The sequence below is a fragment of the Blastococcus mobilis genome, assembly GCF_900188025.1.
Taxonomy (GTDB): Bacteria; Actinomycetota; Actinomycetes; order Mycobacteriales; family Geodermatophilaceae; genus Blastococcus_B; species Blastococcus_B mobilis.
Genome location: NZ_FZNO01000004.1, coordinates 58,634 through 84,041 on the forward strand (window position 1 = coordinate 58,634; position 25,408 = coordinate 84,041).

The 25,408-nt window shown below is 71.5% G+C and carries 26 protein-coding genes and 1 pseudogene; 10 read left to right on the forward strand and 17 right to left on the reverse strand.

Annotated features, from left to right (window positions below; translation table 11 throughout):
* Positions 1 to 64: 64 nt before the first annotated feature.
* The 3 genes and pseudogenes from CHB94_RS26665 to CHB94_RS04980 all read left to right on the forward strand — a co-directional run.
* Positions 65 to 412 (forward strand): annotated as a pseudogene (locus CHB94_RS26665) (aldo/keto reductase); the annotation flags it as partial.
* Positions 413 to 468: 56 nt separating this feature from the next.
* Entirely contained in the window at positions 469 to 813 is a 345-nt protein-coding gene (locus tag CHB94_RS26670) for an aldo/keto reductase (protein ID WP_368073847.1), read from the forward strand.
* A gap of 104 nt (positions 814 to 917) precedes the next feature.
* Positions 918 to 1,883: a phytanoyl-CoA dioxygenase family protein gene (locus CHB94_RS04980; RefSeq protein ID WP_217899173.1), complete on the forward strand. Its 966-nt coding sequence runs from the start codon at positions 918 to 920 to the stop codon at positions 1,881 to 1,883.
* Positions 1,884 to 2,204: 321 nt separating this feature from the next.
* Here the strand turns inward: CHB94_RS04980 and CHB94_RS04985 are convergent, their stop codons facing one another.
* The 4 genes from CHB94_RS04985 to CHB94_RS05000 all read right to left on the reverse strand — a co-directional run bounded on the left by CHB94_RS04985 (position 2,205) and on the right by CHB94_RS05000 (position 6,764).
* Positions 2,205 to 3,020 (reverse strand): ATP-binding cassette domain-containing protein, encoded by an 816-nt coding sequence (locus CHB94_RS04985; RefSeq protein ID WP_089335481.1) that lies wholly within the window; start codon positions 3,018 to 3,020, stop codon positions 2,205 to 2,207.
* A 1-nt stretch (position 3,021) separates the two neighbouring features.
* On the reverse strand, positions 3,022 to 4,086 hold the full coding sequence (locus CHB94_RS04990) for an ABC transporter permease (protein WP_089335482.1): 1,065 nt from the start codon (positions 4,084 to 4,086) through the stop codon (positions 3,022 to 3,024).
* A gap of 63 nt (positions 4,087 to 4,149) precedes the next feature.
* The gene (locus tag CHB94_RS04995) at positions 4,150 to 5,118 is read right to left on the reverse strand and encodes a substrate-binding domain-containing protein (protein ID WP_089335483.1); all 969 of its coding nucleotides are present in this window, start codon (positions 5,116 to 5,118) and stop codon (positions 4,150 to 4,152) included.
* Positions 5,119 to 5,600: 482 nt separating this feature from the next.
* Positions 5,601 to 6,764: a Gfo/Idh/MocA family protein gene (locus CHB94_RS05000; protein WP_089335484.1), complete on the reverse strand. Its 1,164-nt coding sequence runs from the start codon at positions 6,762 to 6,764 to the stop codon at positions 5,601 to 5,603.
* Positions 6,765 to 6,855: 91 nt separating this feature from the next.
* Between CHB94_RS05000 and CHB94_RS05005 the strand changes: the two genes are divergently transcribed.
* A complete protein-coding gene (locus tag CHB94_RS05005; RefSeq protein ID WP_089335485.1) occupies positions 6,856 to 7,152 on the forward strand; it encodes a hypothetical protein in 297 nt (98 codons plus the stop codon).
* Positions 7,153 to 7,186: 34 nt separating this feature from the next.
* On the opposite strand, the gene CHB94_RS05010 is transcribed toward CHB94_RS05005, so the two are convergent.
* Positions 7,187 to 7,411, reverse strand: coding sequence for a hypothetical protein (locus CHB94_RS05010; protein WP_089335486.1), 225 nt, complete (start codon positions 7,409 to 7,411; stop codon positions 7,187 to 7,189).
* Positions 7,412 to 7,611: 200 nt separating this feature from the next.
* On the opposite strand from CHB94_RS05010, the gene CHB94_RS05015 reads away from it, so the two are divergent.
* Both CHB94_RS05015 and CHB94_RS05020 read left to right on the forward strand, forming a co-directional pair.
* The gene (locus CHB94_RS05015; protein ID WP_089335487.1) at positions 7,612 to 8,676 is read left to right on the forward strand and encodes a Glu/Leu/Phe/Val family dehydrogenase; all 1,065 of its coding nucleotides are present in this window, start codon (positions 7,612 to 7,614) and stop codon (positions 8,674 to 8,676) included.
* Between the two features lie 173 nt (positions 8,677 to 8,849).
* Positions 8,850 to 9,074, forward strand: a complete 225-nt coding sequence (locus CHB94_RS05020; protein ID WP_089335488.1) for a DUF3073 domain-containing protein — start codon at positions 8,850 to 8,852, stop codon at positions 9,072 to 9,074.
* Positions 9,075 to 9,165: 91 nt separating this feature from the next.
* Here the strand turns inward: CHB94_RS05020 and purM are convergent, their stop codons facing one another.
* On the reverse strand, positions 9,166 to 10,227 hold the full coding sequence (purM, locus tag CHB94_RS05025) for a phosphoribosylformylglycinamidine cyclo-ligase (RefSeq protein ID WP_089335489.1): 1,062 nt from the start codon (positions 10,225 to 10,227) through the stop codon (positions 9,166 to 9,168).
* Positions 10,228 to 10,384: 157 nt separating this feature from the next.
* Positions 10,385 to 11,923, reverse strand: a complete 1,539-nt coding sequence (purF, locus tag CHB94_RS05030) for an amidophosphoribosyltransferase (protein ID WP_089335490.1) — start codon at positions 11,921 to 11,923, stop codon at positions 10,385 to 10,387.
* A 96-nt stretch (positions 11,924 to 12,019) separates the two neighbouring features.
* On the opposite strand from purF, the gene CHB94_RS05035 reads away from it, so the two are divergent.
* Positions 12,020 to 12,610, forward strand: a complete 591-nt coding sequence (locus CHB94_RS05035) for a hemerythrin domain-containing protein (protein WP_217899174.1) — start codon at positions 12,020 to 12,022, stop codon at positions 12,608 to 12,610.
* 2 nt (positions 12,611 to 12,612) lie between these two features.
* On the opposite strand, the gene CHB94_RS05040 is transcribed toward CHB94_RS05035, so the two are convergent.
* Positions 12,613 to 13,224, reverse strand: coding sequence for an MBL fold metallo-hydrolase (locus CHB94_RS05040; RefSeq protein ID WP_089335491.1), 612 nt, complete (start codon positions 13,222 to 13,224; stop codon positions 12,613 to 12,615).
* On the reverse strand, positions 13,221 to 14,309 hold the full coding sequence (locus CHB94_RS05045; RefSeq protein WP_089335492.1) for an S-(hydroxymethyl)mycothiol dehydrogenase: 1,089 nt from the start codon (positions 14,307 to 14,309) through the stop codon (positions 13,221 to 13,223). The genes CHB94_RS05040 and CHB94_RS05045 overlap by 4 nt, the downstream gene beginning before the upstream one ends.
* A gap of 204 nt (positions 14,310 to 14,513) precedes the next feature.
* On the opposite strand from CHB94_RS05045, the gene CHB94_RS05050 reads away from it, so the two are divergent.
* The gene (locus CHB94_RS05050; protein WP_089335493.1) at positions 14,514 to 15,920 is read left to right on the forward strand and encodes an OFA family MFS transporter; all 1,407 of its coding nucleotides are present in this window, start codon (positions 14,514 to 14,516) and stop codon (positions 15,918 to 15,920) included.
* Positions 15,917 to 16,066 (forward strand): MFS transporter small subunit, encoded by a 150-nt coding sequence (locus CHB94_RS24990; protein WP_176445422.1) that lies wholly within the window; start codon positions 15,917 to 15,919, stop codon positions 16,064 to 16,066. Before CHB94_RS05050 ends, CHB94_RS24990 begins: the two co-directional genes overlap by 4 nt.
* A 57-nt stretch (positions 16,067 to 16,123) precedes the next feature.
* On the opposite strand, the gene CHB94_RS05055 is transcribed toward CHB94_RS24990, so the two are convergent.
* The 8 genes from CHB94_RS05055 to purB all read right to left on the reverse strand — a co-directional run bounded on the left by CHB94_RS05055 (position 16,124) and on the right by purB (position 23,826).
* Positions 16,124 to 16,507: a sterol carrier family protein gene (locus tag CHB94_RS05055; protein ID WP_089335494.1), complete on the reverse strand. Its 384-nt coding sequence runs from the start codon at positions 16,505 to 16,507 to the stop codon at positions 16,124 to 16,126.
* Positions 16,507 to 18,840 (reverse strand): phosphoribosylformylglycinamidine synthase subunit PurL, encoded by a 2,334-nt coding sequence (purL, locus tag CHB94_RS05060; protein WP_217899175.1) that lies wholly within the window; start codon positions 18,838 to 18,840, stop codon positions 16,507 to 16,509. The genes CHB94_RS05055 and purL overlap by 1 nt, the downstream gene beginning before the upstream one ends.
* Positions 18,837 to 19,508 carry a phosphoribosylformylglycinamidine synthase subunit PurQ gene (purQ, locus tag CHB94_RS05065; RefSeq protein ID WP_089335495.1) on the reverse strand — a complete coding sequence of 224 codons (672 nt, stop codon included), beginning with the start codon at positions 19,506 to 19,508 and terminating at the stop codon, positions 18,837 to 18,839. The genes purL and purQ overlap by 4 nt, the downstream gene beginning before the upstream one ends.
* A gap of 11 nt (positions 19,509 to 19,519) precedes the next feature.
* On the reverse strand, positions 19,520 to 19,759 hold the full coding sequence (gene purS, locus CHB94_RS05070) for a phosphoribosylformylglycinamidine synthase subunit PurS (RefSeq protein ID WP_089335496.1): 240 nt from the start codon (positions 19,757 to 19,759) through the stop codon (positions 19,520 to 19,522).
* 105 nt (positions 19,760 to 19,864) lie between these two features.
* Entirely contained in the window at positions 19,865 to 20,737 is an 873-nt protein-coding gene (locus tag CHB94_RS05075) for a DUF559 domain-containing protein (RefSeq protein ID WP_176445423.1), read from the reverse strand.
* A gap of 118 nt (positions 20,738 to 20,855) precedes the next feature.
* Entirely contained in the window at positions 20,856 to 21,563 is a 708-nt protein-coding gene (locus CHB94_RS05080) for an alpha/beta fold hydrolase (protein ID WP_089335498.1), read from the reverse strand.
* 101 nt (positions 21,564 to 21,664) lie between these two features.
* Entirely contained in the window at positions 21,665 to 22,522 is an 858-nt protein-coding gene (locus CHB94_RS05085) for a phosphoribosylaminoimidazolesuccinocarboxamide synthase (protein ID WP_176445425.1), read from the reverse strand.
* Positions 22,519 to 23,826: an adenylosuccinate lyase gene (gene purB, locus CHB94_RS05090; RefSeq protein WP_089335499.1), complete on the reverse strand. Its 1,308-nt coding sequence runs from the start codon at positions 23,824 to 23,826 to the stop codon at positions 22,519 to 22,521. The genes CHB94_RS05085 and purB overlap by 4 nt, the downstream gene beginning before the upstream one ends.
* Positions 23,827 to 23,930: 104 nt before the next feature.
* Here purB and CHB94_RS05095 point away from each other — a divergent pair, with 104 nt between their 5' ends.
* Complete coding sequence (locus tag CHB94_RS05095) at positions 23,931 to 25,346, forward strand: AI-2E family transporter (protein ID WP_089335500.1); 1,416 nt, start codon at positions 23,931 to 23,933, stop codon at positions 25,344 to 25,346.
* Positions 25,347 to 25,408: the final 62 nt, after the last annotated feature.

Here is a 25,408-nt window from a genome sequence, read left to right on the forward strand (position 1 = left end):
ACTCACCAACGGTGTCGCGATCCCCCAGCTCGGATTGGGCACCGCCCGGCTCCCCGACGAGGAGATGCGGCGGATCGTCCGCGAGGCGCTCGAGGTCGGCTATCGGTTCGTCGACACCGCCGCCAGCTACGAGAACGAGCGGGGTGTCGGGCAGGTGATCGCGGACTCGGGCCTGCCGCGCGAATCGGTGTTCGTCTCCACCAAGCTGCGCGGTTGAGAGCAGGGGTTCGACTCGGCGAAGGAGGCGCTGGGGTCGAGCCTGGACCGGCTCGGGCTGGACTTCGTCGACCTCTACCTCATCCACTGGCCGCTGCCCCGGCTCGACCGCTACGTCGAGTCCTGGCTCGCCATGGAGGAGCTCCTCGCCGAGGGTCTTACCCGCGCCATCGGCGTCTCCAACTTCCTCCCCGAGTACCTCCACCGGCTCGCTACCGCCTCCTCGACCGTGCCGGCGGTGAACCAGATCGAATGCATCCGTGGGAGCCGCAGCTCGAGCAGCGCGCCGACGACGCCCGCCGGGGCATCGTCACCGAGTCGTGGTCCCCGCTGGCCAACGGCGGGGAGCTGCTGCGGCACCCGGTGCTCGCGAGGATCGGCGCCCGGCACGGCCGAACCCCCGCGCAGGTGATGCTGCGCTGGCACGTGCAGCAGGGCCTGGTGACGTTCCCGAAGGCGTCCAGCCGCGGCGGGCTGGTCGAGAACCTCGACGTCTTCGACCTCACCCTGACCGAGGAGGACATGGCCGACATCGCCACGCTCGCCGACGGCACCCGGGTCGACGGGCAGTACCCGGACACGTGGGAGGAGTTCTGAGCCCTGCTGGATGACGGGTTTTTCGTGGGATGTGCTGCCTTGTCGGCCCGGCAGGCCCCCGTCAGGCTCGACGGCACGTCACCCCGCACCGGAAGGCCGACGCCATGACCACCCCCGTTCCCGGCCGGATCGCTTCCGGTTGGTTCGCCGCGGAGGACTGCCGCCTGGAGGAGTTCCGTGCGGTCGTCGAGACCACCACCGACCTGGCCGACTACCCCCACGCCGACGAGGTGCGGGAGAACGTCCTGGTCTACGGTGCCCGGCTGCGCGACTCCGTCGCCACCCCCGACGGGCGCCGGGAGGTGCAGGCCGAGCTGGCCCGCGCGCTGACCGACGGTCCGGGGATCGTCGCCTTCACGGGCGCCTTCCCCGACACCGGCGTCGTCGACCGGGCCACCGCCGTCTTCGAGGCGATGATCGCCGAGCAGAAGGCGGCCGGTGTCGCGGCCGGGGACCACTTCGCCAAGCCCGGCGCCAACGACCGCGTCTGGGGAGCACTGGACAAGTTCGCCGTCCGGGACCCGGAGGCCTTCGCCGCGTACTACGGCAACGACGTGATCGCGCTGGTCTCGCAGGCGTGGCTGGGCCGCGGCTACCAGCTCACCAGCCAGGTCAACGTGGTCAACCCCGGCGGGCAGGCCCAGGTCGCCCACCGCGACTACCACCTCGGCTTCATGTCCGAGGAGCAGGCCCTGGCCTACCCGGCGCACGTGCACCGGCTGTCCCCCGTCATGACCCTGCAGGGCGCGGTCGCGCACTGCGACATGCCCGTGGTGACCGGCCCGACGATGTACCTGCCGCACTCGCAGAAGTACGCCCCGGGCTACGTCGCCTTCCACCAGCGGGAGTTCACCGCGTACTTCGACGAGCACTTCGTCCAACTGCCGCTGCGCAAGGGCGACGCGGCCTTCTTCAACCCGGCTCTGTTCCACGGCGCCGGCACCAACCGGTCGGCCGACGTCCGCCGCATGGCCAACCTGCTGCAGGTCTCCTCGGCGTTCGGCCGGGCGATGGAGGTGGTGGACCGGACGGCGATGTGCCGCGCGCTCTACCCCGTCCTGCAGGCCTGAAAGGCCGCCGGCGCCGCCGAGCACACCCTGCGCAACGTCATCGCCGCCTCGGCGGAGGGCTACGCCTTCCCGACCAACCTCGATCGCGACCAGCCGATCGGTGGCCTCGCCCCCGAGACCCAGGCCGAGCTGGTCTGGCGAGCCGTGCAGGAGGGCTGGACCCCTGGCGCGCTGGACGCCGAGCTGACCGCCCAGGCCGAGCGGCACACCAGCGCGCCGTGACGGCCGCGGCGTGTTCCGGCCAGCCAGGCCGGAACGCCGGTCCCGGACACCGCTGCGCCGGCCGGACCGCCAGGTCCGACCGGCGCAGCCGTGGGGAAATCAGCGCTTCAGCTCGTGCGAGAGCTCGGCGAGTTCCTGGCCGCCGGCCATCTCCGTCGTCAGCTCCTCGAGGGAGACCTCGGAGCGCTTCTTGTCCAGCACCCGACGACCGAGCTTCAGGATGATGAAGTGGTCGCCCACCAGGTAGGCGTGGTGCGGGTTGTGGGTGATGAAGACGACGCCCAGGCCCGCGTCACGGGCGGCCGCGGTGTACTTGAGCACCACCCCCGACTGCTTGACCCCCAGGGCAGCGGTCGGCTCGTCCAGGATCAGGACCCGCGCGCCGAAGTACACGGCCCGGGCGATCGCGACACACTGCCGCTGCCCGCCGGACAGGGTGCCGATCGGCTGGTTGATGTCCTTGACGAAGATGCCCATCTTCTGGAGCTCGGCGTCGGCGATCTCCCGCATGGCCTTGATGTCGAGCGGGGCCATGGGGTACTTGCCCTTGCGGATCTCCGAGCCGAGGAAGAAGTTGCGCCACACCTCCATGAGGCCCACCACCGCGAGGTCCTGGTAGACGGTGGCGATCCCGGCGTCGAGTGACTCCCGCGGTGAGGAGAAGTGCCGCTCCTTGCCGTCGACCCGGAGCGTGCCCTCGGTGTGCGGGTGCAGACCGGAGATGATCTTGATCAAGGTGGACTTGCCCGCGCCGTTGTCGCCCAGCACGCAGGCGACCTCTCCGGCGTTGACCGTCAGGTTGACGCCCTCGAGAGCCCGGATGGCGCCGTAACTCTTGCCGCAGCCCTCCATCTCGACCAGTGGCGTGCCGGCCTTGAGATCGGGTGCGGCGTGCTCGGCGATGGTGTCGGTCATGTCACTTCCTCTGGGCCGCGTAGTTCTTGACGTACAGGTTGACGAGGACGGCGAGCAGCAGCATCACGCCGAGGAAGGTCCGGAACCAGTTCGGGTCCCATCCCGCGAAGACGATGCCCTGGGTGGTCATGCCGAAGATGAAGGCGCCGAATGCTGACCCGACCGCCGAGCCGTAGCCGCCCGTCAGCAGCGCACCCCCGACGACCGCGGCGATGATGTAGATGAACTCGTTGCCCACGCCGAGGCCGGACTGCACGGAACTGAAGTTGAAGAGCAGGTGCATGCCCAGGAACCAGGCGAGGAAGGCCACGCCCATGAACAGGCCGATCTTGACCTTCGGCACGGGCACGCCGACCGCGCGCGCGCTGGCCTGATTGCCCCCGGCCGCGGTGATCCAGTTGCCCGTGCGGGTGCGCAGCAGCAGCCAGGAGGCGACGGCCACGAAGAAGAACCACCACAGGACGGTGACCTTGAGGGTCATGAACCCCAGGGGGATGTCGGAGGCGAAGATCGCGCGGGCGGAGTCGAAACCGTCGAGCGCACTGGCGTTCGGGGTGGCGACCGTACCGGTGACCAGCTTGGTGATCCCCAGGTTGAGGCCCTGGAGGATGAAGAAGGTGCTCAGCGTGATGAGGAAGCTGGGGATGCCGGTCCGCATCACGAGGTAACCGTTGACGAAGCCGATGGCGAGCGCGACCACCAGGCTGAAGATGACGCCGACCCACATGTTCAGGCTGAACTGATAAGTGATCATCGCTGCAGCCAGCGCAGACGTGGCCACCGCCACCCCGGACGACAGGTCGAACTCGCCGCCGATCATCAACAGCGCGACCCCGACGGCCACGATGCCGATCGTGGAGCTGGCATAGAGAACGGTGGCGAAGGCGGGCAACGTGCGGAACGGCTCTGCCACCGCATAGAAGAAGAGGAAGATCGCAATGGCCGCGGCCAGCGCCCCTACCTCGGGTCGGGCCAGGACGCGGGACAGGACCGATCGCTGCGTGCGCGCCGGCGCGGCAGCCTTGGGTGGGGGGGCCGACGGCTTCGTCGCCACGGATGAGCTCATCGCTTGCTCCAAGGGGGACGGGGCGGGGGGAGCCGGGTGTCCCCCCGGCTCCCCCCAGAGGGACTACCGGGTGTTGTTCTCGGCGTACTTGACGATCGGGCCGATGTTCGTCTCGTCGACGATGGACGGACCGGTGAGGACCGGCTGACCACCACCGATGTCGTTCCCGTTGGTGAGGTTGAGCCACAGGGCAGTCACGGCCAGGTAGCCCTGCACGTAGGGCTGCTGGTCGACGGAGAAGGCGATGTCACCGTTCTCGATCGCCTTGGCGACGTCGGCGTTGAGGTCGAAGGTGATGATCTCCGCCTGACTGCCGGTGTCGGACGTGGCCTGCTGGGCCGCCTGCGCGATCGGCGCACCGAGTGTGACGATGTGGGTCACCGACGGGTCCTGCTGCAGCTTGGAGCCGATGGTCTGCTGCACGGAGGGGAGGTCGGTGCCCGTGACGTAGAGGATCTCAGTGTTCGGGAAGCCCTCCGTCACGCCGGCGCAGCGGGTCTCGAGGGCGACCTGACCCTGTTCCTGGATGATGCAGAGGGCCTTCCCGCCGCCGTCCTGCCCGATCCGCTCACCCACGGTGCGGCCGGCGAGCTGCTCGTTCGAGCCGAAGTACATCGGCACGTCGTAGTTCTGGTAGTCGTTGATGCCGGAGTTGAACGCGACGATGGGGATGCCGGCCTCGGCGACTCGCTGGGCAGCCGGGCCGACCTGATCGGGATACGCCAGGGTCAGTGCGATGCCGGCGACGTCACTGTCGACCGCGTTCTGCACCAGCGTCGCCATCTCGCCCGCGTCCGGGTCGTTCGAGTAGTTCAGCGTGATGTTGTGCCTCTCGGCTGCGGCCTCCGCGCCGGCGCGGATCTTGTCCCAGAAGGTGTCACCCGGGGCCTCGTGGGTGATCATCGCGATGGTGTACTCCTGGCCGGCGTCGACACCCTCGTTCTGGGCACCACCCTCACTGCTGCACGCGGCCGCCAGCGCGACGGCGCTGACCGCCGCCAGCACCTTCAGCGGTCTCCCGATTCTGCTCATCGAGTAGTCCTCTCGTCGTGCGGTCCACCGGACAGGAGGGCCGCGGGGGTGTGGTTCCGGAGGGCCGGGACGACGGATCGGAAGGACGCAGGGCCGCGACCTTGCCGAGATGGTCCTGCGCCCGTGGTGTCAGGGGAAGCAGTTCGCCGCCCACCCGTGACGGCTTTCGCGATCGGGCATGGCGCGCCGGGCGCGGCGGACGGGCCGTCCACGTCGGGCGCCATGGTCGTCCTTCCCGGTCGCTGAACGCTGCCACGTCGAAGCGACCGATCGCCCCGTCACCCGAGCGACCCGGCACCTCGTCCAGGCCCATATGTCCTGACAATCTGACATGGATAATGTGACAGGGGTAACAGGACGCGTCAATACCTTCTCCGCCGATCGGCCCAGGGCATCTGCCGCGGGGAGAGCCCCTCGACGCAGGGGCCTCGAGGGGGCCGGCATGGAATCTCCGCCACCCCGTGAGGGCGACCCGCGGAGCGTCAGACGGTGGGGACGTCGACCCAGCCACCGCCGGCTGCGGACGCGATGACGGCGTCGAGCGCGACAGCGGCGCGGACGGCGTCACGGATCTCGGTGCCGTAGGAGCTGCCCTCGGCCACGGAGCGCAGGAAGTCCCGGGCCTCGATGACCTTGAGGTCGTCGTACCCCATGGCGGTCGCGGCCGCGGGCTGGAAGGCCCCGTACATCCCGGCTCCCGGACCGACGTACACGGTTTCGACCGGCTCGTCCTGTCGGGCGGTGCCACCCACCACGCCCAGCTCGCCCATCCGGCGGAAGTCCCAGAACAGTGCACCGTCCGTGCCGTGGACCTCGAACCCGTAGTTGTTCTGCTCACCGACGGCGACGCGGCTGGCTTCCAGCACCACCCGGGCGCCCGATGACAGTCGCAGCAGGGCGGAGACGTAGTCCTCGTTCTCGACGGGGCCCAGGTCTCCGCCGCGGATGCGTACGTGCCCGGCCGTGGCACCGGTGGGCCGGGCTCGCTCGGTGATGAACACGGCCGTGTCGGCCACGAGGGACTCGACGTCGCCCAGTAGGAACCGCACCAGATCGACGCCATGGGAGGCCAGGTCGCCGAGAACACCACTGCCGCCGCGGGCTCGCTCGTAGCGCCACGTCAGCGCGCCATCGGGCGAGGCGGCGTAGTCGCTGAAGAGGCGGAAGCGGGCGTGCGTGACCTGCCCGATCTCACCGCCGCTGATCTTCTCGCGAGCCAGAGCCACAGCGGGGGCGTGGCGGTAGTTGAATCCCACGGCGCTCTGCACGCCGCTGGCCGCGACGGCGGCGGCGACGGCTCGCGCGTCGTCCGCCGTGAGGCCTACGGGCTTCTCGATCCAGATGTGCTTGCCGGCGCGGGCCATCGCGACGCCGACCTCGCGGTGCAGGAAGTTCGGCGTTGCAATGCTCACCGCGCTCACGCGGGGATCGTCGAGAATCTCGCGCCAGTCCCGCGCGGCGGAGGCGAACCCGAAGTGCTCGGCGGCTTCCTCGGCCCGGCCGGGCACGTCGTCGGCCACCACCACGAGCTGCGGCACGACCGGCAGCTCCGGGAAGTGGTGCCGCACCCGGGCGTAGGCCTGGGTGTGCACGCGGCCCATCCAGCCGAAACCCACGACGGCGACGCCCACAGGCTGGGCGCTCATCACCGCGCCCCCTGCGTGCGGGCGCCGACCGTCGGCCGCGTCATCCGCGGGAGCGTAGCGACGATGACGCCCGCCGGGAGACTGTCGCGTCATGATGGACGCAGCGCGCGGGGAGGTGCCGATGCACGGCGGACCCAGGTTTCGATCGAACCTGCAGGCGGAGCTGGGGAATCTGCTGCGGCCGCCGAACCCGCGCCTGGAGCGGCAGGTCAGCGAGCAGGTGCGCCCCCGACTCCGAGAAGTGGGACGCAGCCATGCCGGTCGTCCGGCGGCCGAGATCGTCGCCGCACTCGAGGAGGTCGTGCGGTCGGCCGGCGCCCGGCCGGACCGCACCGCTCTGGAGGAGTTCGCAGAAGAGATCTCCCGCGGCGGCAATCCGTTCGACTGACCGGACGCCACGGCGTCCGATCGTCATGAGTGGGTCAGTTGGCCCGGTGCAGCCGGACGTGGGCCTGCCGGCTGAGGATCTCGCCGACCTCCCACGCTGCGCTGCTGATGCTGGCGTCGACCAGGACCTGCAGGTCGTTGCGGTCGGCGTCCGACGAGTAGTCGGCCAGCTCACGCTCCAGGGCGTGGCGGCGGTCGCTGACGGTCTGGGCGTGCGCCGTGAGGGCGGACGGGCTGTTCGGGGTGAACTGGCGGGACATGACAACTCCGAGCTCGGGGACGAGGGGAAAGCATTGGCGCTCTCCACACCTTTCAACGCCCGCCGGCCGTGGACATTCGACAGATCGCTGTGAGTGTCCCCACGTCCCGTGGCGCCTGTCCCGGGTGGGCGCGACGGGAAGTGCGGAACCGGACCTCCGCGTTCTCGGGACGACAGCCGGAGTGGATCTAGGCTCGGGGCGTGGATGTGCTGAGCGCCGGTCACGAACAGGTCGTCTTCTGCAGCGACACCGAGTCGGGGTTGAAAGCAGTCATCGCCATCCACTCGACGGCCCTCGGTCCGGCGCTCGGCGGTACGCGGTTCTACCCGTACGCGAGCGAGGAGGCGGCGGTCGCGGACGCGCTGCGGCTGTCGGCGGCGATGTCCTACAAGAACAGCCTCGCCGGCCTGGACCTCGGTGGCGGCAAGGCCGTCATCATCGGTGATCCGCGAACCCAGAAGACCGAGGCGCTGTTGCGCGCCTACGGCCGGTTCGTCGAGACGCTCGGCGGGCGCTACCTGACCGCGTGCGACGTCGGCACCTACAACGCCGACCTCGACGTCGTCGCCCGGGAGACCCGCTTCGCCCACGGCCGGTCGGAGGCCTACGGCGGCTGCGGCGACTCCTCGGTCCTCACCGCGTACGGCGTCTTCCAGGGGATGCGCGCCGCGGCCCAGCACTGCTGGGGGACACCGTCCCTGGAGGGGCGCACCGTCGCCGTCGCCGGGGTGGGCAAGGTCGGTTCGTGGCTGGCCGGCCACCTGGTGGACGACGGCGCCGACGTCGTCGTCACCGATGTCGACCCGGCCGCGGTCGAGCGGCTCCGAGTCCGGCACCCCGGCGTGCGCGCCGTCGCGGACACCGCGGAGCTGATCCGCACGCCGCACGACGTCTATGCCCCTTGCGCCCTCGGTGGCGCGCTCGACCCGGTCACCGTGGCCGAGCTGCCCTCCCGCATCGTCTGCGGCGGGGCGAACAACCAGCTGGCCACGCCGGAGGTCGCCGAGCAGCTGCGCGGGCGCGGGATCCTCTACGCGCCGGACTACCTCGTGAACGCCGGCGGGGTCATCCAGGTGGAGGACGAGCGGCACGGGTTCTCCTTCGCCCGTGCACAGTCCAAGGCCAGCGGCATCTTCGAGGTCGCCCTGCGGGTGTTCCGGGCCGCCGACGAGGAGCGCGTGTCCCCGGCCGTGGCGGCCGACCGGTTGGCCGAGGAGCGGATCCGCTCGGTCGGCCGCCTGGCGACGATCCGGCTGCCCCACTGAGAGCTGCGACACCCGAGTGAGCGATGTCCCGCTCCCCGGGGGGAGGGACGTGTGCCCGCCGCCGATCCGTGTCGTAAGGTTGTCCAAGACATTGTCACTCAGTCGGGGTCGCCACGCGGGCCGTCCAGCCCGGGGGCTGGTCTCCCGCACTCCGTAGCGAGGGGGTCGAGCCGATGGGGCGCGGCCGAGCGAAGGCCAAGCAGACACGCGTGGCCCGTGAGCTCAAGTACAGCTCACCGAACACTGACCTTTCTGCTCTGCAGAAGGAGCTCGCCGGATCCACGCCGTCCTACGTCGCCCCTCCGCGGGCGACGGACGACGACGCGGACGACGACGAGTACAGCGACCGTTGGGCCGACGACGACGCGGACGACGACTGGGCCGCCAGCCCGCGTTGATCGGTTGATCCGCAGCGTCTGATCGAGGACACCGCAGCTCCTCCGGGAGCTGCGGTGTTCTCACGCACCGTCCGAGCGGCCACCGTGGCCGTCAGCGGTAGGAGCCCACCAGACGGGCGGCCGGGGTGTCGGCGTCTTCGCGACGGCCGATGCTGCCGGCGACCCACGTGGGGACGCCTGCCGCGGTCAGCTGCGCGACGGCGTCATCCGCGGCGTCGGGCGCCACGGCGGCGACCATGCCGACGCCGCAGTTGAACGCCCGCTCGGACTCCTCCCGCGGGACGCCGTGCTCCTCCATGAGCCGCACCGCGGCCGGCAGCGACCACGTGGTGCGGTCCAGCACCGCCTCGAGCCCGTCCGGGACGACCCGGGCGGTGTTGCCGGCCAGCCCGCCGCCGGTGATGTGGGCGAAGGCGTGCACGCGGTCGACGCCGAGTGCGTCGACGAGCGCCAGGCAGTCGCGGGCGTAGATGCGGGTCGGCTCCAGCAGCTCCTCACCCAGCGGTCGGACCAGTCCCGCCGGAGTGGCGTGCAGGTCCAGGCCCGCCGCGCTCACCACCCGCCGGACCAGTGAGTAGCCGTTGGAGTGGAAGCCGGACGACGCCATGGCGATCACGGCGTCGCCCTGCCGCACCCGCTCCGGGCCCAGGACGGCGTCGGCCTCCACGACACCGACCGCAGTCGCGGCCAGGTCGTACTCGTCGGCGTCCATGAGGTCGCCGTGCTCGGCCGTCTCGCCGCCCACGAGTGCAGCGCCCGCCCGGGTGCAGCCCGTGGCGATACCCGTGACGATCGCGGCGACCCGCTCCGGGACGACCTTCCCGCAGGCCACGTAGTCCTGGAGGAACAGCGGCTCGGCCCCGCAGGCGACCAGGTCGTCGACGACCATCGCGACGAGGTCGATGCCGACGGTGTCGTGCCGGTCGAGCTGCCGGGCGAGGGCAATCTTGGTGCCGACGCCGTCGGTGGAGGAGGCCAGCAGGGGTCGGCGGTACTTCGCCGTGTCCAGCGCGAACAGGCCCGCGAAGCCGCCGAGCCCGCCCACGACCTCCGGGCGGTTGGTTCGCTCCACCGCGGCGCGCATCAGCGTGACGGCGCGCTCCCCGGCGTCGATGTCGACGCCGGACGCCGCATACGTGAACTCGGTGCTCACTGCTCGGTTCCGCCCTCGTTCCGCTCCTCGGTCGACGCCCTTGGTCGCCTTCGCGCTCGCTCCGCTCCTCGCTCGCTGGCGCTCGCTGCGATGCTCACTCGCTGTCGGCTCCCGGCATCCCCCTGCGATGCTCGCTCGGGCGTCACTCTCGCGGTGCTCACGGCCGGGTCAGCGCGTCCTCGGCGCCGCCGGGAACGGTGGCGCTGCCGGCCTGCTGGCCGGTCCAGCCGCTGATGGCGCGGTGCTCGATCCCTTCGAGCACGTGCTTGCCGAGCACCTCGGGCTCCCCCAGCGGGATCGGGTACTCGCCGGTGAAGCAGGCGGTGCACAGTCGGCTGGCGGGCTGCTCCGTCGCTGCGATCAGGCCCTGCTCGGAGACGTAGCCCAGGGAGTCGGCGTTGATCGATGCGCGCACGCCGTCGACGTCGAGGCCGTTGGCGACCAACTCGGCGGGGCTGGCGAAGTCGATGCCGTAGAAGCACGGCCACTTCACCGGCGGGGAGGCGATCCGGACGTGCACCTCGATGGCGCCGGACTCGCGCAGCATCCGGATCAGGGCACGCTGGGTGTTCCCCCGCACGATCGAGTCGTCGACGACCACCAACCGCTTGCCGCGGATGACGTCACGCAGGGGGTTGAGCTTGAGCCGGATGCCCAGCTGCCGGATCGTCTGGCTCGGCTGGATGAAGGTGCGCCCCACGTAGGAGTTCTTCACCAGGCCGAGCCCGTAGGGGATCCCGGAGGCCTCGGCGTAACCGACCGCCGCGGGGGTTCCCGACTCCGGCACCGGGATGACCAGGTCGGCCTCGACGGGGTGCTCCTTGGCCAGCCGCCGGCCGATCTCGACCCGCGCGGCGTGCACGCCACGGCCGGAGATCGTGGTGTCGGGCCGGGCGAGGTAGACGTACTCGAAGACGCACCCCTTGGGCTCGGCGACCGCGAAGTGCTGGCTGCGCAGGCCGTTCCCGTCGATCGCGATGAGCTCGCCGGGCTCGACCTCGCGGACGACGGAGGCGCCGATGATGTCGAGGGCGGCGGTCTCGCTGGCGACCACCCAGCCGCGCTCCAGTCGCCCGAGCACCAGCGGCCGCACCCCCTGGGGGTCACGGGCGGCGTACAGGGTGTCCTCGTCCATGAACGTGAGGCTGAAGGCGCCGCGGAGCTGGGGCAGCACCTCCATCGCCGCGGCCTCGACCGAGAGGTCCTGGTGGGCGGCGATCAGCGCGGTGATCAGGTCGGAGTCGTTCGTGGCGACGAACGCCCCGGCCACGCCGTCGTCGGCGGCCTTGGCGGCCAGCTCGGCGGTGTTGACCAGGTTCCCGTTGTGGCACAGCGCCAGGCCGGTGCCCGCCTCGGTGGTGCGGAACGTCGGCTGGGCGTTCTCCCACGTGGAGGCGCCCGTCGTGGAGTACCTGGTGTGGCCGACGGCGAGGTGGCCGCGCAGGCTGCCGAGGGTCGGCTCGTCGAAGACCTGGCTGACCAGCCCGAGGTCCTTGTAGACGACGACCGAGGCGCCGTCGGACACCGCGATCCCGGCCGCCTCCTGACCGCGGTGCTGGAGGGCGTACAGACCGAAGTAGCTCAGCTTCGCGACCTCCTCCCCCGGCGCCCAGACACCGAAGACGCCACAGGCGTCCTGGGGACCGGGAGCGTGGGGGTCGAGGTCGTGCGTCAGCCGTCCATCACCGCGAGGCACTCCATGAGCCTACCGGCGATGTGCCATCCGCCCACGATCGGCAGGGGAACCCGCTCAGGGTGCCGCGGGCCGGGCGGGACTTGTCATGATCGGCACGTGTTCACCCCCACCCCCGACGACGGTGTGCGCCGCAGCCCCGAGCGGCTGTGGGACGAGAGCCTCCGGCCGACCGGGCCGGTCCCCGACCCGGGGCGCAGGTACACCCCGTCCGAGCAGGCGGCCGGCCAGCACCTGATCGACGTCCACGACCATCTGCGGGCCGAACTGGAGCAGCTCCGCGGTCTGGTCGAGCAGGTCACGGCGGGCGCGCTGGACGTCGGCGCTGCGCGTTCCGCGATCGCCGCGATGACCGTGCGGCAGAACAACTGGACCGTGGGCGCGTACTGCGCGTCCTACTGCCGGCTCGTGACCGCCCATCACAGCCTGGAGGACGAGGCCGTCTTCCCCCAGCTGCGCGCCGCCGACCACCGGCTGGCCCCGGTGATCGACCGGCTCGAGGAAGAGCACCTGGTGATCCACGACGTCCTCGAGCGGGTCGACCGGGCGCTGGTGGGCTTCGTCGCCGCGCCGGGCGGCGCGGGGCCGCTGCGCGCCGCCGTCGACGTGCTGACCGACACCCTGCTCTCGCACCTGTCGTACGAGGAGCGGGAACTGGTCGAGCCGCTCGCCCGGCTCACGTCCCACTGAGGTCAGTCGACGTTCCGGAGCTCCGCCGCGATCGTCGTGTCCTCGCCGTGCCCGGTCCTGACCACGGTGTCCCCGTGCAGCGTGAACAGCTCCGAGCGGATCGAGTGCACGATCGTGGGCCGGTCGCTGAACGACCGGCCGGTGGCGCCGGGCCCGCCGTGGAAGAGGGTGTCGCCGGTGAACACGGTGTTCAGCTCGGGTGCATGGAGGCACACACTCCCCGGCGAATGACCGGGCGTGTGCCGGGTGACCAACTCCACACCGGCCACCGAGAACCGGACGTCGGACGCGAGCTCCCGGTCCGGCTCCGAGTCGGGGTGCACGACGTCCCACAGCATCCGGTCCATCGGGTGGAACCAGATGGGCGCACCGGTGGCCTCCCGGAGGGCAGGCGCCGCGGTGATGTGGTCGTTGTGCCCGTGGGTGAGCACGATCGCCGTCACCCGCCGCCCGCCGACCGCCTCGACGATCGGGGCGGCGTCGTGCGGGGCGTCGATGACGAGCACCTCGTCGTCGTCGCCGACCAGCCAGACGTTGTTGTCGACGTCGAAGTCCTGCCCGTCGAGGCTGAACACCCCGCTGACGACGACCTTCTCGACGCGGGCGGTGGTCACTTCAGGACCACCACGCTGCGCAGCACCTCGCCGCGGTGCATCTTCGCGAAGGCCTCCTCGACGTCGTCCAGGCCGATGGTCTCGGAGACGAAGGCGTCGAGGTCGAAGCGGCCCTGCAGGTACAGGTCGATCAGCATCGGGAAGTCGCGGGACGGCAGGCAGTCGCCGTACCAGGAGGACTTGATCGACCCGCCCCGGCCGAAGATCTCGATCGCCGGCAGCTCGATGGTCATGTCCAGGGTCGGGACGCCGACCATCACCACCCGACCGGCCAGGTCACGGGCGTAGAAGGCCTGCTCGAACACCTTCGGGTGGCCGACGGCGTCGATCGCGACGTCCACACCGAAGCCCCCGGTCAGCGCCCTGATCGCCTCCACCGCGTCGGTGTCCTTGGAGTTGACCGTGTGGGTGGCGCCCATCTGCTTGGCCCACTCCAGCTTCCGCTCCTCGATGTCGACGGCGATGATCGTCGTCGCGCCGGCCAGCTTGGCGCCGGCGATCGCGGCGTCCCCGACGCCGCCGCAGCCGAACACCGCGACGCTCTCCCCGCGCTGCACGGCGCCGGTGTTGATCGCGGCACCCACCCCGGCCATCACCCCGCAGCCGAGCAGGCCGGCGGCGGTCGGCGGAGCGGCCGGGTCGACCTTGGTGCACTGGCCGGAGTGGACCAGGGTCTTCTCGGCGAACGCGCCGATGCCCAGCGCCGGGGACAGCTCGGTGCCGTCGGCCAGGGTCATCTTCTGCGCGGCGTTGTGGGTGGCGAAGCAGTACTGCAGCTCGCCCTTGAGGCAGGCGCGGCACTGCCCGCACACCGCCCGCCAGTTGAGGATCACGTAGTCGCCGACCGCGACGTTGGTGACGCCCTCACCGACCGCGGACACGACGCCGGCGGCCTCGTGGCCGAGCAGGAACGGGAAGTCGTCGTTGATCCCGCCCTCCCGGTAGTGCAGGTCGGTGTGGCAGACCCCGCACGCCTGGATGTCGACCACCGCCTCACCCGGGCCGGGATCGGGGACGATGATCGTCTCGATGCTGACCGGAGCACCCTTGCTGCGGGCCACGACGCCCTTCACCTCATAGGCCATGGGACGAGCCTAGGTCGGCGACGCCACCGCGGCCGAACCGCCCCCAACCTGCGCATTCGGTGGTCACGGCCGTGTCTCGTCCGGGTGTCGGACGCGCGGCCGCGGAGGCGGCGACGTACCGTGCGAACGGTCGCGATGCATATCACAGCGCGCGACCGGGTTGCGCCCGTCCGGGTGCGCCCCTCCCGACTCGGAGGTTGTTCCGTGGCAGTACCCAGCTTCCTGGCCCGTGAGCGCATCGTCGCCCGGCCGGGATTCAACCGCTGGCTGATCCCGCCGGCGGCCCTGGCCGTCCACCTGTGCATCGGCCAGGCGTACGCGACCAGCGTCTACAAGACCGCACTCGTCGAGCACTTCGACACCAGCCTCACCGCGATCGGCATCATCTTCTCGATCGCCATCGTCATGCTCGGCCTCTCGGCCGCCGTCTTCGGCACCTGGGTGGACAGGAACGGCCCCCGTGCCGCGATGTTCACCTCCGCCGTCTTCTGGGTGTCCGGCTTCCTCGTCGGCTCGCTCGGCATCTACACCGAGCAGCTGTGGCTGCTGTACTTCGGATACGGCTTCCTCGGCGGCATCGGCCTGGGCATCGGCTACATCTCCCCGGTCTCCACGCTGATCAAGTGGTTCCCCGACCGTCCGGGCCTGGCAACCGGCATGGCGATCATGGGCTTCGGTGGTGGCGCGCTGATCGCCTCGCCGCTGTCGCGCCAGCTGATGAACTTCTACGACCCTGGCTACGACGGAACCGCCGGCACCGTGCCCAGCGGCAACTCGGTCGCGCTGCTGTTCCTGACCCTGGGCCTGGTCTACCTGGTGTTCATGATGTTCGGGGCGTTCATCATCCGGGTCCCCGCCGACGGCTGGCGTCCCGACGGCTTCGACCCGGCCTCGGTCAAGGCGAAGTCCCTGGTGACGACGGAGAACGTGTCCGCCAACAACGCGATCAGGACCCCGCAGTTCTGGCTGCTGTGGACGGTCCTGTTCTGCAACGTGACCGCGGGCATCGGCATCCTCGAGCAGGCCGCGCCGATGATCCAGGACTTCTTCCGCGACGGCGCCACCTCGGCCGTCGCCGCCGCGACCGCCGCCGGCTTCGTCGGGCTGCTCTCGCTGTTCAACATGGGGGGCCGGTTCGTGTGGTCCTCCACCTCGGACTACATCGGACGCAAGCCGATCTACATGGTCTACCTGGGTGTCGGCATCGTCCTGTACATCGTCCTGGCGACCCTCGGCAGCACCGCGACCTGGGTCTTCGTGCTGACCGCCGCCATCATCATCAGCTTCTACGGCGGCGGCTTCGCCACGGTCCCCGCGTACCTGCGCGACCTCTTCGGCACCTACCAGGTCGGCGCCATCCACGGCCGGCTGCTGACCGCGTGGGCTGCCGCTGGCGTGGTCGGTCCGCTGATCATCAACGGCGTCCTCGACTCGCGCGGCACGCCGGGTGAGCTGGTCGCCGGTGACTACCGGCCGGCGCTGTTCATCATGGTCGGCCTGCTGGCCGTCGGCTTCGTCGCCAACCTGCTGATCAAGCCGGTGGCCGACAAGTGGCACGAGCCCAAGGCCGCCCCGTCCCCCTCCACCCAGGAAGCGAGCGCCGCCCGATGAGCACTCCTGCCTCCACGAGCAGCAACCAGCGACCCACCCACACCCCGGCGGCGCTCATCGCGTTCGCCTGGACCCTCGTGGGCGTGCCCCTGGCCTACGGGTTGTACAACACGGTGAAGGCGGCCAGCGCGCTCTTCGGCGGCTGACCCGCACCACCGCTGTCCACTGCGCCCCGTCCGCTCCCGAGCGGACGGGGCGCAGTGCTATCTCAGGGGCCGCAGCGGCAGGTTGTCCGAGAGGTCCGCGCGGTTGCCGCTGGCGCTGACCTTCCCCTCGGCGACGGCGTCCTCCCATGTGAGCTGCCCGGTCGCCAGGCGCAGCCAGGTCGCGGCGTCGGTCTCGACGACGTTCGGCGGGGTGCCGCGGGTGTGCCGCGGGCCGGGCACGCACTGGACGGCGACGTGCGGGGGCACCCGCAGCTCCACCGAGCGGCCCGGCACCTGCTGGGCCAGCCAGCGGGCGGTGGTCTTCACCGCGGCGCCCACGACCGCGCGGGGCGGCTGCTCCGCCTCCCCCGCCAGCCACGGGAGAACGGGCCCGAGGACGGCGCGGAGCTCCTCCGCCGGGATGGGGGCGGTCCCGGCCATCAGCTGGTCGGGACGGTGCCCGCCGGAACGGTGCCGATCGTGGCTTCCGGGCTGCCGAACAGCGCCGGGAGGGTCGCCGACCACGCCGCGCGCAGCTCGTCGAGCGGCAGGTCCAGCAGGCCGTCGACGGTGAGCGCCGCCCCGCCCGTCGTCCCCAGTTCCGTCACGGGGACGCCGGCCCACTGCGCCGTCGTCTTCACGCCACCGGGATCCGACGTCGTGACGACGACGCGGGCGGTGGACTCGCTGAACAGCGCCGTGAACGGGTCGCCGTCCAGGTGCAGGCGCGCGCCCACCCCGTGGCGCAGCGCGGACTCCGCGAGCGTCTGCGCGAGGCCGCCGTCGGCGAGGTCGTGCGCAGACGTGATCAGGCCCTCTCGGCCCAGCGCAGCCAGCAGGTCGCCCAGCGTCCGCTCGGCGGCCAGGTCGACCGCCGGGGGCCGCCCGCCCAGGTGTCCGTGCACGACCGACGCCCAGGCCGAGCCGCCGAACTCCGGCCGCGTCTCGCCGAGCAGGAGGACGGTCTCCCCCTCCTGTCGCCAGCCGGAGGGCACGCGGCGGCGGACGTCGTCGTGCACGCCCAGGACGCCGATCACCGGCGTGGGGTTAATCGGCACGTCGCCGGTCTGGTTGTAGAGGCTCACGTTGCCGCCGGTGACCGGCAGCCCGAGCTCCCGGCAGGCGTCGGCCAGGCCGCGGACGGCCTCGGCGAACTGCCACATAACCTCCGGCTCCTCCGGGGAGCCGAAGTTGAGGCAGTTGGTGACAGCGAGCGGCTTGGCACCGGAGACGGCGACGTTGCGGTAGGCCTCGGCGAGGTTCAGCTGGGCGCCGAGGTAGGGGTCGAGGCGCGCATAGCGGGCGTTGCCGTCGAGGGAGAGCGCGATGCCGCGGTGGCTCTCCTCGTCGATCCGCACCACGCCGGCGTCCTCCGGCTGGGCCAGGACGGTGTTGCCGCGCACGTAGCGGTCGTACTGCTCGGTGACCCAGGTCTTGTCGGCGCCGTCCGGGCTGCTGACGACCGCGAGCCAGTGGGCCTCGAGCTCGGCGCCGGTGACCGGGCGCGGGAGGCGGGCGGCGTCGTCGGCCTGGAGGGCGTCGAGGTCGGCGGGGCGCTGCATCGGGCGCTCGTAGACGGGTCCCTCGTGGGCCACGGTGCGCGGCGGGACGTCGACGATGCGCTCGCCGTGCCAGTCGACGGTGAGCCGGTCGCCGTCGGTCACCTCACCGATGACGGTGGCGAGCACGTCCCACTTGCGACAGACGGCGAGGAACTCCTCGACCTTGGCCGGCTCGACGATCGCGCACATGCGCTCCTGCGACTCGCTCATCAGGATCTCGGCCGGGGTGAGCGTGCTGTCGCGCAGCGGGACCGTGTCGAGGTCGATGTGCATGCCGCCGGTACCGGCGCTGGCCAGCTCGCTGGTCGCGCACGAGAGGCCCGCGCCGCCGAGGTCCTGGATGCCGGTGACGAGGTCGACGGCGAAGATCTCCAGGCACGCCTCGATCAGCAGCTTCTCGGTGAACGGGTCACCCACCTGGACGCTGGGGCGCTTGGCCGGACCCTCGGCGTCGAAGGTCTCCGACGCCAGGACGCTGACGCCGCCGATGCCGTCGCCGCCGGTGCGGGCGCCGAAGAGGATCACCTTGTTGCCGACACCCTCGGCCTTGGCCAGCCGGACGTCCTCGTGCTTCATGACGCCGACGCACAGAGCGTTGACCAGCGGGTTCCCGGCGTAGCAGTCGTCGAAGAGCAGTTCACCGCCGATGTTGGGCAGGCCCAGGCAGTTGCCGTAGCCGCCCACCCCGGCGACGACGCCGGGCAGCACGCGGGCGGTGTCGGGCGCGTCGGCGCGACCGAACCTCAGCGAGTCCATGACCGCGATCGGCCGAGCGCCCATGGTGAGGATGTCGCGCACGATGCCGCCGACGCCGGTGGCCGCGCCCTGGTAGGGCTCCACGTAGCTCGGGTGGTTGTGCGACTCGACCTTGAAGGTCACCGCGTAGCCGTCGCCGACGTCGACCACGCCCGCGTTCTCCCCGATGCCCACCAGCAGCGCGTCGCTCGGCGGGAGATCGCCGAACTGCCGCAGGTGCACCTTGCTGGACTTGTAGGAGCAGTGCTCGCTCCACATGACCGAGTACATCGCCAGCTCGGCGGTGGTGGGACGGCGGCCCAGGATGTCGCGGATCCGCGCGTACTCGTCCGACTTCAGGCCCAGCTCGGCGTACGGCTGCTCGTCGTCCGGCGTCCGCGCCGCCAGCTCGACCGTGTCCAGGCGGTCGGCCAGCCGGCCGGGACCGGTGTCGAGATCGCTCAGTCCCTGGGTCACGCTGCAACGACCGCCTTCAAGACGCTGGTGAAGAAGCCCAGCCCGTCGGTGCTCGGCCCGGTGAGGTCCTCGACGGCGTGCTCGGGGTGCGGCATCAGGCCGACGACCCGGCCGTCCTCGCTGGTCACGCCGGCGATGTCGCGGCTGCTCCCGTTGGGGTTGCCGTCGACGTAGCGGAACACGACCCGCCCCTCGCCCTCCAGGCGGTCGAGGTCGGCGTCGGCGGCCACGTAGCGGCCCTCGCCGTTCTTGACCGGGATCACGATGCGCTGGCCCTCGCTGTAGTCCGTCGTCCAGGCCGTGTCGGCCCGCTCGACCTGCAGCACCTGGTCGCGGTTGCGGAAGTGCAGGTGGCTGTTGCGGGTCAGCGCGCCCGGGAGGAGGCCGGCCTCGCAGAGCACCTGGAAGCCGTTGCAGATGCCGAGCACGGGGAGGCCCTGCTTCGCGCGGTCGACGACGTCCTGCATCAGGGGTGCGCGGGCGGCGATGGCACCGGCCCGCAGGTAGTCGCCGTAGGAGAAGCCGCCGGGGAGGACGACGGCGTCGACGTCCTTGAGGTCGTGGTCGGCGTGCCACAGAGCGACCGGCTCACCCCCGGCCAGCCGCACCGCGCGGGCGGCGTCGACGTCGTCCAGGGAGCCCGGGAAGGTCAGAACACCGATGCGCACAGCTCGTTCTCTCAGTCGGTGGTGAGGTGCAGTTCGACGTCCTCGATGACGGGGTTGGCCAGCAGCGTCTCGGCGATCTGCTTCAACTCCGCCTCGTCGGGCGTGCCGTCGACCTCGAGGACGAAGTGCTTGCCCTGGCGGACGCTGCGGATGCTGTCGTGGCCCAGCCGGCCCAGCGCTCCGAGCACCGCCTGACCCTGAGGGTCGGAGATCTCCGGCTTGAGGACCACGTCGACGACCACCCGGGACACGCCAACGAGGGTACCTGGGCGCGTTTTCGCCCCTGCCCCGCTCGTTTCCCGCGAGATCTGCACACTCGTGGCCATCAGCGCCTGATGACCACGAGAACGCAGAACTCACTGGCCCAGCGCCCGCAGGATCTGGGCCACGACCTCCTCTGGTCGACCGAGCACGTCCGCGCCGCTGAAACGCAGGACCGTCCAGCCGGCCGCGACGAGCGCGTTCTGCCGCCGGAGGTCCCGCACGAAGACTCCACGCTCGCGATGGACGGCACCGTCGAACTCGACGACCACCCCGTGCTCGGGCCAGGCGAAGTCGGCACGGAACTCTCCACCTGCCGTACGGATCACGTACTGGAGCTCTGGAGCCGGAACGCCCGCGGTGTGCAGGAGCCACCGGAGCACCGACTCCATAGGCGACTCCGCACGTGGATCCGCAACGGGGAGGACGGCTCGGGCCCGCGCGGAACCGCGTCCGGACGGCCGGAGTCGCAGCTGAGCGTGCAGGTCGTCGACGGAGCACCAGTGGGCCAGCAGCTGGTCGGTCACCGCCAGCAGCGCCGACGGCGCCAGGGTGGCCGCGAGGTCGCGCCAGGTGCGCTGCGGGTTGGTGAGCCGGAAGCCGAGCCGTTCGACGACCTCGGCTGCCATCAACGGACGGCGATGGATGCTGCGGTCCACACGGGCGCGCACCGCCGATCCGGTCACGACGGTGAGATGAACGCGGGGATCCTCGGGCTGCATGGGGATCGCGAGGCCCCAGATCGTCGCCGCCGTGACGTGGCTGACGACGGCGTTCGGGGGTGCGCTCAGCAGGACGGCGGTGATCCGGGCCGTCACGTCATCGAGCAGCGCCCGAGGCAGGTAGGTGTCTCGGGACAGACGCGCGACGCCCCGGTGACGCAGCTGCCAGTCGGAGATGCCTGCGGAGGCGGCGCCGGACCGGGTGGCCGGGCCGGTGAGACGGGGACGAACCGGGCGACTGGGCACCGCCGGAGCCTGCTCCAACCGGCACCGACCCCGCTGGCGTCGTCCACAACCCTGGAGCGAGATCTGCGAACTCGTGGCCATCAGCGGCTGATGGCCACGAGTGTGCAGATCTCGCGGGTCAGGGGGTGAGGAGGGACCAGACGGCGTCGGGCGTCTCCCAGTGGGCGTTGTGACCGGCGCCCTCGAGGAGGACGGCGTCGGGATCGACCCGGCGCATGGCGTCCAGCCCGACCATCGGGTCGCCCGAGCCCGCGGACAGCCGCAATGGCGCCGCGCACCGGGACAGGATCGTCTCCACCGACGGGCCCACCGCGCCGAACGCCCGCGGGTCGAGAGCGGCGATCCAGCCGCCGTGAGCGACCCGGGTCCCGGCGCGCGCCACCGGGTCGACCGGGTCGACGAGGTCGCGCAGGCCGGCCATCTTCAGGTGCCGGTCGGCGGCCTCGAGCGAGCTCGCGAAGACCTGGGGCGGCCGGGTGGACATCGCCGCGGCCCGCGTCACCTCGTCGTCGGTCCAGTCGATCTTCACGCCGACGGCGACGACCCGGTCGACAGGGACGCCGTACCAACCGCTGCCGAGCACCGCCCCGACGACGCCGCCGAACGAGTGGCCGAGCACCGTGACCCGTGTGGCGCCGGTCTCCGCGGCCAGCTCCGCCATGTCGGCGGCGTGGATGCCGTAGCCGTAGGGCGGCTGGGCCACCGAGAGTCCGTGACCGCGGAGGTCGGGCGCCGCCCACCGGCCGTCCCACGACTCATCGACCAGCGGGGGCAGCCGCCGCCACACCGCCGCCGTTGCGCCGAGGCCGCGCAGGAGGAGCAGCAGGGAGTCGCCCCTGCCGCCGGTGAAGTCGCGATGCCGCCGCTGGTCCGTCGCAGGTCAAGAGAGTCGCACGTCAGGACGGCGGCCCGTCCGAGGAGCGACCCTCAGGCGAACTTCTGGCCGGTGAGCTTCTCGTAGGCCGTGATGTAGCGCTCGCGCGTGGCGGCTACGACGTCGTCAGGCAGTTCGGGCGGCGGCGAGACCCGGTCCCATCCGGACGACGTCAGCCAGTCACGGACGTACTGCTTGTCGAACGAGGGCTGCACGGAACCGGGTGACCAGGTCGCCGCAGGCCAGAAGCGGGACGAGTCGGGCGTGAGCACCTCGTCGCCCAGCACCAGCCCCTCCCCCGCGAGCCCGAACTCGAACTTGGTGTCGGCCAGGACGATCCCGGCGTCGAGCGCGATCTCCGCGGCGCGCGAGTACAGCGCCAGGGTCAGCTCCCGCAGCTCCTCCGCCCGCGCAGCACCGACGGCGGAGACGACGGCGGAGAAGTCGATCGCCTCGTCGTGTTCCCCGACCTCCGCCTTGGTCGACGGCGTGAACACCGGCGCCGGCAGCCGCGAACCCTCGACCAGCCCGGCAGGCAGGGGGACGTCGCGGATGGACCCGGTGCGCGAGTACTCCACGGTGCCGGACCCGGAGAGGTAACCCCGCGCCACGCACTCGACCGGCAGCATCTCCAGCCGCCGGACCAGCATCGCCCGACCGGCCACCTCCGACGGCACGTCCGAGGCCGAGATGAGGTGGTGGGTAGCCCCGAAGGACGACAGCACCGGCGTCAGCTGCTGGAACCACCACACCGACAGCTGGGTCAGCACCCGCCCCTTGTCGGGGATCGGCGTCGGCAGCACGTGGTCGTAGGCCGAGATCCGGTCCGACGCCACCAGCAGCAGCCGGTCGGAACCGGCGTCGTAGATCTCGCGCACCTTGCCCCGGGCGACGAGCGGCAGGTCGATCACGTCAGTGCGGCCAGCCGGTCGAACAGCGGACCGAGGTTGGTCACGTACCGCTCCGGCCGGCAGATCTCGTCCAGGCGCGCCTCGTCCAGCGTCACGCCGGAGTCCTTCGCCCGCGCCCGGAGCGTCTCCCGGAACGGCGTCCCGGAGTTCCAGGTCTCCATCGCCGCGCCCTGCACCAGCGCGTACGCGTCTTCCCGGGAGAGTCCGCCCTCGACCAGCTCCAGCAGTACCGACGACGTGTAGATCAGGCCGCCGGTGGACTCCAGGTTGAGGCGCATCCGCTCGACGTCCACGACGAGGTTCTCCACGAGCCCGGCCGTCAGGTCGAGCAGGTAGTCGGTGGTGATCGCGGCGTCGGGCAGGAAGACCCGCTCGGTGGAGGAGTGCGAGATGTCGCGCTCGTGCCAGAGCGGGATGCCCTCCATGACCGGCACGATCGCCGCCCGCACCACCCGCGCCAGCCCGGCGATGCGCTCCGAGCGGATCGGGTTCTTCTTGTGCGGCATCGCGCTCGAGCCCTTCTGGCCCGACCCGAACGCCTCCGACAGCTCGCGCACCTCGGTCCGCTGGCCGTGGCGTACCTCCAGCGCGATCGCCTCGCAGACCGTCGCGATGATCGCCAGCGCCGAGACCCACTCGCTGATGCCGTCGCGCAGCACCACCTGGGTGGAGGCGTCGGCCGGCCGCAGCCCCAGCGCCTCGGCGACGGCCAGCTCGACCGAGGGGTCGATCAGCGAGTACGTGCCGACGGCGCCGGAGATCGCCACCACGCCGACGGCCGAGCGCGCCGCCCGCAGCCGGTCACGGGATCGCGCCATCGCGAAGGCGAGGTCGGCGACCCGGTGGCCCCAGACGTCGGGCTCGGCGTGCACGCCGTGGGTGCGGCCGACCTTGATGGTGTCCCGGTTCGCCAGGCCGTGGTCGCGCAGCGCGGCGACCAGCCGGTCGGCCTTGGCCAGCAGGACGTCGGTGGCGTCGGTGAGCTGCACCGCCAGCGCCGTGTCCAGCAGGTCCGACGACGTCATGCCGTGGTGCACGTAGGCCGCGGCCGACCGCGGCGAGGTGTTGTCGGCCCACGCGGTGAGGAAGGCGATGACGTCGTGCTGCGTCGTCTCCTCGATCTCCGCGACCCGCTCGGGCGTGGGCGGCGGCGCGTTGCGCACCGGCTCCACCACCTCCGCCGGCACCCGGCCGGCAGCGGCGTGCGCCTCGAGGACGAGCGTCTCCACCCGGCACCAGAGCTCGTACTTGTGCTGGTCGCTCCAGACCCGGCCCATCTCGGGGAGCGTGTAGCGCTCGATCACGCGGGTACCGCCTGCCACTGCTCAGCTCGTCGCACCACGGGACCATCCTCCCGCAGGGCTGACGCGATCATTGACGGCCCCTGCTTCAGCCCCGGAGGTGCGTGATGCGCAGACGCGCACGTGACCTCACCCTGCGGGCCCGCGAACGGATCCGGGCGGCCCGGGAGCACGACCCCCACGGCTGGCACCACTACGACGGCGACCCGGAGCCGATCGACTTCGTGCAGGACCCGGCCGACGACGGGTCGTACGAGGAACCACGGGACGGGTCCACCAGACCCCCGCTCGGGAGTCCCGAGCCGGGCGCCCCCGACCTCGACGGCGCTGTCGGCCCCGGCGGGGTCAGCGGTCCGCCCGACGGCGGCCGGCCGCAGCGCCCGCCCGCCCGGGGCCGGCGGTCCGCTCCCCCACGCCGGACGAGCGCCGAGGACGACGTCCCCTTCGGCCTGCGGACGGCGGCCGCGTGGTCCTGGCGGCTGATCGTCGTGATCGCCGGGTTGTACGTGCTGCTCTATGCGGCGGCCTACATCGCGGTCGCGGTCGTGCCGGTCATCGTGGCCCTGCTCCTCGCGGCGCTGTTGCAGCCGGGGGCCGCGGGTCTGGTCCGGCGCGGCTGGCCGCCGTCCCTGGCCGCCTTCACGATGCTCCTGGTCGGGCTCACCGTCGTCTCCGGGATCATCACGCTGGTCGTCCAGCAGGTCGCGGCGGGTCTTCCCGATCTGGCCGAGCAGGTCAGCGAGGGCATCGGCCAGGTGCAGTCGTTCGTGGTCCGCACGTTCCCGATCACCCGCGGGCAGCTCGAGGACGCCGTGGCCTCGATGCAGGCGACCCTGGTCGACAACCAGGACACCCTCGCCTCCGGGGCGATCACCACCGCCACGACGGTCGGTGAGGTGTTCACCGGCATCGTCCTGGCGCTGTTCACGCTCTTCTTCTTCCTCAAGGACGGCCGGTCCATCTGGCTCTGGCTGGTGGGCCTGTTTCCTGCCGACTCCCGGGCCTACCTCGACGAGGCCGCCCGCCGGTCGTGGCGCACGCTGATCTCCTACGTGCGGGCGACGGTCGTCGTGGCGCTGGTGGACGCCGTGGGCATCGGGATCGGCCTGGCGATCCTGCGGGTCGATCTGGTCATCCCGCTCGCCGCGCTGGTGTTCCTGGGCGCATTCATCCCGATCATCGGATCGTTCCTCGCCGGAACCGTGGCGGTCCTGGTCGCACTGGTGACCCAGGGACCGATCACCGCCCTGATCGCTCTGGCGATCGTCGTGGCCGTCATGCAACTGGAGGGCCACGTCCTGCAGCCGCTGCTGCTCGGCCGGGCGGTGCGGGTGCATCCGCTGGCGGTGGTGCTGGCCATCGCCGCGGGGCTGCTGATCGGCGGCATCTTCGGGGCGCTGATCGCCGTTCCGGCGGTGGCCTGTGCGAACGTTGCCGGTACCTACCTGAGCCGGCGGCACGAAGGGCCCCGCCCGCCCGAGCCGCGGCCGGAGCGGGCGAAGCCCGCGGTCACCGCGAAGTAGTGGAAGGACCCCGTCCCCCTCACCGCTCGCTCGCTCGCGGCGAGCCTCTGGACGGGGCCGAG